Source organism: Microvirga sp. HBU67558 (genome assembly GCF_018069605.1).
Classification (GTDB): domain Bacteria; phylum Pseudomonadota; class Alphaproteobacteria; order Rhizobiales; family Beijerinckiaceae; genus Microvirga; species Microvirga terrae.
Genome location: NZ_JAGPUP010000390.1, coordinates 1 through 6370, shown reverse-complemented (window position 1 = coordinate 6370; position 6370 = coordinate 1). Strand labels below are relative to the sequence as shown.

The 6370-nt window shown below is 55.0% G+C and carries 9 protein-coding genes; 4 read left to right on the top strand and 5 right to left on the bottom strand.

From position 1 onward, the window contains the following. Positions 1-246: 246 nt before the first annotated feature. Complete coding sequence (locus KBI52_RS02680) at positions 247-927, bottom strand: recombinase family protein (RefSeq protein ID WP_210805145.1); 681 nt, start codon at positions 925-927, stop codon at positions 247-249. A 754-nt stretch (positions 928-1681) separates the two neighbouring features. Between KBI52_RS02680 and KBI52_RS02675 the strand changes: the two genes are divergently transcribed. From KBI52_RS02675 to KBI52_RS02665, 3 genes are read left to right on the top strand one after another with little or no spacing between them, the layout of a single operon-like run. Next, positions 1682-1960 carry a hypothetical protein gene (locus KBI52_RS02675; protein WP_210805143.1) on the top strand — a complete coding sequence of 93 codons (279 nt, stop codon included), beginning with the start codon at positions 1682-1684 and terminating at the stop codon, positions 1958-1960. After that, on the top strand, positions 1957-2244 hold the full coding sequence (locus KBI52_RS02670) for a hypothetical protein (RefSeq protein WP_210805141.1): 288 nt from the start codon (positions 1957-1959) through the stop codon (positions 2242-2244). Before KBI52_RS02675 ends, KBI52_RS02670 begins: the two co-directional genes overlap by 4 nt. A gap of 9 nt (positions 2245-2253) precedes the next feature. After that, positions 2254-2901: a hypothetical protein gene (locus tag KBI52_RS02665; protein ID WP_210805139.1), complete on the top strand. Its 648-nt coding sequence runs from the start codon at positions 2254-2256 to the stop codon at positions 2899-2901. A gap of 71 nt (positions 2902-2972) precedes the next feature. On the opposite strand, the gene KBI52_RS02660 is transcribed toward KBI52_RS02665, so the two are convergent. Then, positions 2973-3359: a hypothetical protein gene (locus KBI52_RS02660; protein WP_210805137.1), complete on the bottom strand. Its 387-nt coding sequence runs from the start codon at positions 3357-3359 to the stop codon at positions 2973-2975. A gap of 56 nt (positions 3360-3415) precedes the next feature. After that, positions 3416-4126 carry a hypothetical protein gene (locus tag KBI52_RS02655; protein ID WP_210805135.1) on the bottom strand — a complete coding sequence of 237 codons (711 nt, stop codon included), beginning with the start codon at positions 4124-4126 and terminating at the stop codon, positions 3416-3418. Between the two features lie 307 nt (positions 4127-4433). Between KBI52_RS02655 and KBI52_RS02650 the strand changes: the two genes are divergently transcribed. Continuing rightward, positions 4434-4850: an N-acetyltransferase gene (locus KBI52_RS02650; protein WP_210805133.1), complete on the top strand. Its 417-nt coding sequence runs from the start codon at positions 4434-4436 to the stop codon at positions 4848-4850. Between the two features lie 32 nt (positions 4851-4882). On the opposite strand, the gene KBI52_RS02645 is transcribed toward KBI52_RS02650, so the two are convergent. Together KBI52_RS02645 and KBI52_RS02640 are read right to left on the bottom strand one after the other, a co-directional pair. After that, positions 4883-5764: a replication initiator protein A gene (locus KBI52_RS02645; protein WP_210805131.1), complete on the bottom strand. Its 882-nt coding sequence runs from the start codon at positions 5762-5764 to the stop codon at positions 4883-4885. Next, entirely contained in the window at positions 5765-6298 is a 534-nt protein-coding gene (locus KBI52_RS02640; RefSeq protein WP_210805129.1) for a hypothetical protein, read from the bottom strand. It abuts the gene before it with no gap. Positions 6299-6370 lie beyond the last annotated feature (72 nt).

Sequence of the window (6370 nt, the reverse complement as noted above, 5' to 3'; positions counted from 1 at the left end):
CTGGAACGGTTAGGGGAACGGTGTGAGCACCGGTTAGGGGAACGGTGTGACCGCTATGGTTACGAATTGGTTAATCACGCCACCGGATCGAAACCAACTCAACGTCACATCCAGGTCGTAGACGACGCAGTTCCTGCATCAACAAGGCTTCGCTCTGCTGCCGAACGCGGCAGGAGTAGTTCGTCACGGTCCATGCTTTTGAAGCATCTCGACGGTAACGATACGAACCGGAAGCAGTCGCCCATTTCATGCCGCCACCATCTTGGCGATGGCAGTTTTTGCAAAGGGCTTGCCGTTACGGGTCATGTAGCCTGCCTTGGCAAGCTCGCTCGCAATCTCGCTGAGGGAACGCCTGCGGCCATGAACCGGATACCGACGAAGCTTCTTCGCCAGGGCAACCATCTTCGGGTCGATTTCCTGGTAGGACTTCCGCCCCTCCACCTTGAGGCCCTTCTCACGAAGGCGGGTTCTCGCAACACGTAGCTTGTCAACGAGCATGGCCTTCTCGAACTGGCTCACGGAGCCCAACACCTGACGAATGAGGACTGCCGTAGGAGTATCCGAAATGAACGATTCGGGGCTGTCGGCTGCGATCAGCGTGATCCCGCGCTCCTTCAGCATCTCATAGCCGGTCTCTTGAACGATCAGGTCTCGTGCAAAGCGATTTGCAGTTTCAACGATGATGACCTGGATGCCATCGCTACGCAGCCGCTCCATCATGCTCTTGAAGCCAGGGCGGACATCAACAGCATCAGCACCGGAAACCGCCTGATCATAGAACTCATCACCGATCTCATATCCAGCACGTTTCGCGAATGCCTGGATCGCAGAACGCTGCCTTTTATCAGAGTCCTTATCGACGCCGATGTTCGATGATGAAGACGTTCTGAGGTAGGCCAATGCTTTGATTTTTTCCTTGCCAGCCATAGTTTACCGCCTCGATCCGTACATTCTTTCTGAAGAAATAGATACTCGAAGCTTGGCCGTTGTTCAAGACTGAAACTAAATAAAGATGCAATGTGCATCCAGGTTTCAACATGAGGACAACGACAAAACTAATTCGATCCGACTTCACTGCATCATCTCTCCGAGACAAGCTTCAGATGTGCGGAAGCCGAACGAACAATGGGCACTGGTACTGGTGCCGATCTCCAAGCTGCGACCGCTGCCGACGATTTCGAGCACGTATCATTGCCGACGCAGTATCAGACTGGGCTCTTACCGAAACCGGCCATCGGCTGAATAAGATTCGGACCGAAACCGGATCATATTCAGACCCTCAGTCCCTTCTGGAAGGTATTCGTGATCTGCGGCAGCATCTACGTGGTGTCTTTGATCGCCGACAGCGCCAGGACGACCGATGGGCCTCGGCGCGTTGCTACGGCTTCTTCTCTCCCGCCTATTCTGATGGGACTTGGAAGGCCCAGTACAATGGCGTGATCCACCTGGGACGTGTTCACCCGATCACATTCGAGGATGCGTTCAAGGGTTCGATCCAGGTCCGCCTAACCGAGTTCCCTAAAATCGTTTTGAAGCCCGACGTATATGCCTGGGCGCATTACTCGGTCGCGAATGTGCGCGGGTTACAGCAATGCCCTTCGTCGGCGCTTTCGACGTACTTCAACGAAGTTGATCGACGCGCTGGCTTCAAAGCTGTCGTTTTTCGCAGAGGTTTCCAAGCATGAAGCCGAGGAAACCACGGAAGAGTGTTGGCCCAGGCGCGGCCTGGAAGGAGATGCAGCGGACGGCTGATCTCCGGATGAAGAAAGACGAAGAATGTAAAAAGCACCGCTCGAAGATCAATGATCTACAGATGCAGCGGCGAATGGCATCCCTTGAGCCCGATCCGGAAATAAGAGCGATAAAACTCGCCAGAATTGCTCAGAAAGAAATTGACGAAAACCAGCGCCATCAAGCAACATTGTCCAGATTGATTAAACGTATTCATAAAAAACCATGAAACCACCTTTTGATTTAACTGCGCTCAAAGCGCAAATTGCCGCCCGACGTGATCCGCGTGGTCCCGTCACACATCGTCTTCCCCATATCGTTACGCTGGCTGCTCCCACCAACGAAGAGGAACAATTCGCCCGTTGGGATGAGCCATATGGCTGGTGCTTGGAGCACGTAGATCATGGCAACGGCCACAAGTGGTCGCGCCGCCGCGACATCAACACGGGCGAGATCGAGTTCTCGTTCACGGACGTGCCGACCGGCGTGTTCTTCGCATTGGCATTCCGGTGATCCGGAAGCATGTCGAGGAGCTACACACTCGCGCCATCATGGCGCTGCCTGCTCACGCATGAGCGATCCGATCTGCGGTGGGTGACGGTGATTTTCGGGGCAATTCGGGTCACGGACGCGGAAGCCAAGAGCGCCAGCGCCCAGGCTGACATCCTGATCCAGGTCCAAAAGATGATCGCGGCCTTCGAGGCTGATTGGCTCGGGCTGACCCGAGGCCGACACCTATCTGGGGTGATCTGGCGCGGTGCCTACGAACTGGAATTGCATCGTGAACTCGAACCCGAAACGCATCGGTACGAACTGCTCGAAAGCCTGGGATATGACGTGACGCCGCTCGCTCCTGATGAGAGGCTCCTGGTGCCCCATGTCCATTTCGTCATCGCCCTCGGTAAGAGGACGCCGGATGATCTGAAGAATGCCCTCGCACGGTGGACCGGTAAATGGCAGACGATGGCTAAAAACTTGAAGAAGAAGCAAACCGTTGAAGAAGCGATCACGAATCTGGCGTCATACTCACACAAACGTATGCCGCATTACTCAACGGGAGGTCTCGGTAATGTTCCAGTCAAGTATGGAGCACATTACGGTCTCACTTGGTTGAGGTTTATTGATGCTCTGTATGATGGGTTCGATACTGAGTTCAGGTCAAAGAAGTAATCTCTAACTACATACCCCGGAAAACCAACTTTTCCCTTGGAGTTCCGGGGTACACATAGGAGACTTAGAGATTATTTTCCTACAGCTTTCCGTTCGGCAGCTTCGGCCAATGCCTTATCGAGTTCCTTAGCCTTGGTCGCAGCGACCAGGGTATCAATCAGTTTGACAACATCATCGAGCGTCTTCCCCGCGACGCAGAGCGCCTTGCCGTCTTTGATGGTCACGAGCTTCGTCCCGTATCGAGGCTCGAATAACCATTCTCCGTTGGCCTCATAGAACGCATGACGCGGTGGCTTCTTCGATTTCTTCTTCAGCGTTCCGCCTTGAGCAAGAACCTTCTGCTCTTCCAGAAACGTCACGAACTTCGTGCGCCGCTTCTCTTCCTGATCTGCAACCGGCTTCCTCTGGCGCGGACGCGGATGCCATTCAACAACTTTGATCTTGTCCAGAACGCTCATACTCTGTGATCCCATGCTTTACCTGAGCGGCCTGATAACGTCGTTTCAACCTCGCATCAATTGCTGGGAGACATCATGTCTGGCTCCTTGATGCTCTCTTTCTTCAAGCTCTGCGCCATCATTCTCGTTATTTGTGGGAGCTTACTGATTGCATCACGTAGCTCTGACGCAAGAATCTTGCACAGCCTGCGGTATTCGATAGCACTGCCTGTAGATATTGCGCCAGCTTTCGCATGAACGGCGGTGTTCCTTGTATCTTGGACGGCATGAAACATTCCCACGATACTGTCGCTGATTACTCCTACATTAAGGAGTCCAGTGACGATGCTGTTCAGATTACGCTTCTTCGCCTTTGGAAATAAATCGTGATATTCCAGAAGCGTCTCTTCGACTTCTTTGAATGCGTACAGTATTGCAGCTTCTGGGTAATCCCTGGCGAGCCTGAGATACTTCTCATCATCTGATAGGTTCTCATCGGCTTCCTCGATTACAGGCTTCGACACGTCACCTTTAACCTCGATTTCCTCCAACTTCTCACGAGCTTGATCCAACTTCTCGGCAAAAACCGCCTTTGTGCCTGGGAGAGTCAATTCGCGCAGGCGCTCTGCCAAGTCGCCCAGGTGGGATCGGAGGAGATAGATCAGGAAGATCGCGACCGCAGGCCATGCTAATGAGGCAATCACGTTTGATATGAACGTCAAAATGTTCGACGTGAACGTAAACCCATCCATGACGTTCAGATCATCCTTCTGCTTGATGATGGACAATGGCCGAACATCTTCGAGATCGAAAGTAAGTCGGGGTTTTGTCCACAGAGCCCTGCCGTTTTAGAAGACTCTCGTAGAGAGAGTTTCAGAGTTTACGGGCCGAAACCCGAGGCTGAAATGCTTGCTGAACCTGGGTTTCCGCGTTCCTGGGTGTGGGCGATACCCCGATGATTTGTGGGCGATACCCCGTCTCGATTGTGGGCGATACCCCGACTGAATCCACAATGCCCTTGCGCTTGGAGAGGGTAAGTATGGTTTATTGCAGAGGACGCAGCGAAATAGTGTTGCGAAATCTGAAGGCGATCACATGCAGATCGAGGTTCTTGAGGAAGCCAATCCTTCCGGAGCGGATGTCGTGACGGCTGGCCTGGGGGCTCACATGATTGAGCAAACCGGCAACTTACCGCGTGTCCCTCTGACCTTGCTCATGCGCGATGATGACAACCAAGTGCGCGGGGGCATTCGTGGAATGGTTGTCCTCTGCTGGCTTCAGGTAGATCACTTCTGGGTGGATGAAGCCCTGCGTGGACAGGGCTATGGCTCCCGCCTACTGGGCTTGGCTGAGGATGTAGCCCGAGCGCATGGCGCGATTGGCTCGCAACTAACGACATCGACGTTCCAGGCGATTGGGTTCTACCAGAAGCAGGGCTATGCCGAGATTGGCCGCTTGCGGGATCGCCCACCAGGGCATGACCGGATTTGGATGGCGAAACGCTGGGGCTGACAATGGTTCTGATGGATACTTCAGCGCAATGATCACGGGCGATAGATGCCTCGGCGTGGTCTGGGCGGCTTGCTCTTATTTCGGGAGAAAGTCACGGTTTCATGCCCTTCGTGCTTGCGGACGTGAAGGGTGTACTCGGGCAAGGTATCTGCCGCCGCGATCTCCCTGACCTGTCTCGCGAACTCACGGCGCGATGACGTGACCCCGAGCCGGTGGTGCAGGGTATCCATCCGGAAGTTCCAGACCTGGGGATCGGTCGCTGGAACGGATTTCCGTGCCAGCCGGTACAGAGCGCGTCCGATTCCGCTCGTGATGCTGAAGTAGGCTGGATGAACGGCGAGAATATCGCGACGGCGAATGATCGCGTTATAGAGCCATCCAGGTAGCTCCACTTCCCAAGGTCGCGTCGGATCGGCATCGCCCTGGTGGTCGTCCGGAGTAAGCACCGTTGAAGTGTACGTGGTCGGGATTGCGTAATCGCTGAGCCAGGAAAATGGGCGCTCCAATCCTGCACCATCATCGCTTCGGACGTTGGTGATGATTGTTGTCATTCGCAGCCGCCGAATCGCGGCAGCAAGCTCTCGATAGTCCTTACCGCCTGTATTTCTTCCAATAGATCGCAACAAGTTATATGGCGCAAAGCTAATGCGTGGTGATGGTTTACGTCCTGCTTCTATTCCATCGTTTATCTGTGATGACAGGCCAATGATGATGTCCCAATCCCAAATCGTGGCTATGCCAAATTTTTCGGGGGCATGAACCTCGATGTGCGCCGATCCATTATCGTAGATGATCGGTTTTGTTCGCCGCTTCTGTAATGACAAAAAGGGATGCTCCATCGCATCCCTGTTGTCGCGCAAAGGCGGGTCGATTGATGTGACAATGAAGAGATCGCCTTGTTCTGGTCTCACCATCTATGCGGCCCATATCCGACGCCACCACGGACGACGCTGTAGATCGTCCAGTTGGCGCTGTAGCTCGTTCATCTCCTGACGATGCTGGTTCAGGTCGGCCTGCCGCGCCTCGTGGAGCCGGTCGAGGCGCTGGGTGGTGTCTACCAGGGCGGTGTGGAGCTTTTCGCGCTCCTGGGCCGCTGCGAGGCGCTCCCGTGCCGCTTCCTGCTGAGTGGCAGTCCTCTCGGCATCCGCCGCCGCCGCTCGCGCCTGAAGGTCTGCGACACGCTCCCGAAGCTCGCGCACCAGGACATCGGTGATCTGGTCAAGAACGGGTTCGGGAACGGTGAGGGGAACCGTATCAGGCACCGTGTCCGGAACCGTGCGGGGCACCCGTACCAGCCGCCCGAAATTGCCGTTCGGCCTGACTTCCAGGGTGCCGCGCTTGATCCTGTTCCGGATCGCTGTTGGCGTTACGGAAAGACGGCGAGCGGCCTCGCTGATCGAGCACCAATCATCGTCCAGGGACGTATCGGGGTAGTGGTCGTCGGCCATGATTCGCCTGGAACGGTTAGGGGAACGGTGTGAGCACCGGTTAGGGGAACGGTGTGACCGCTATGGTTACGA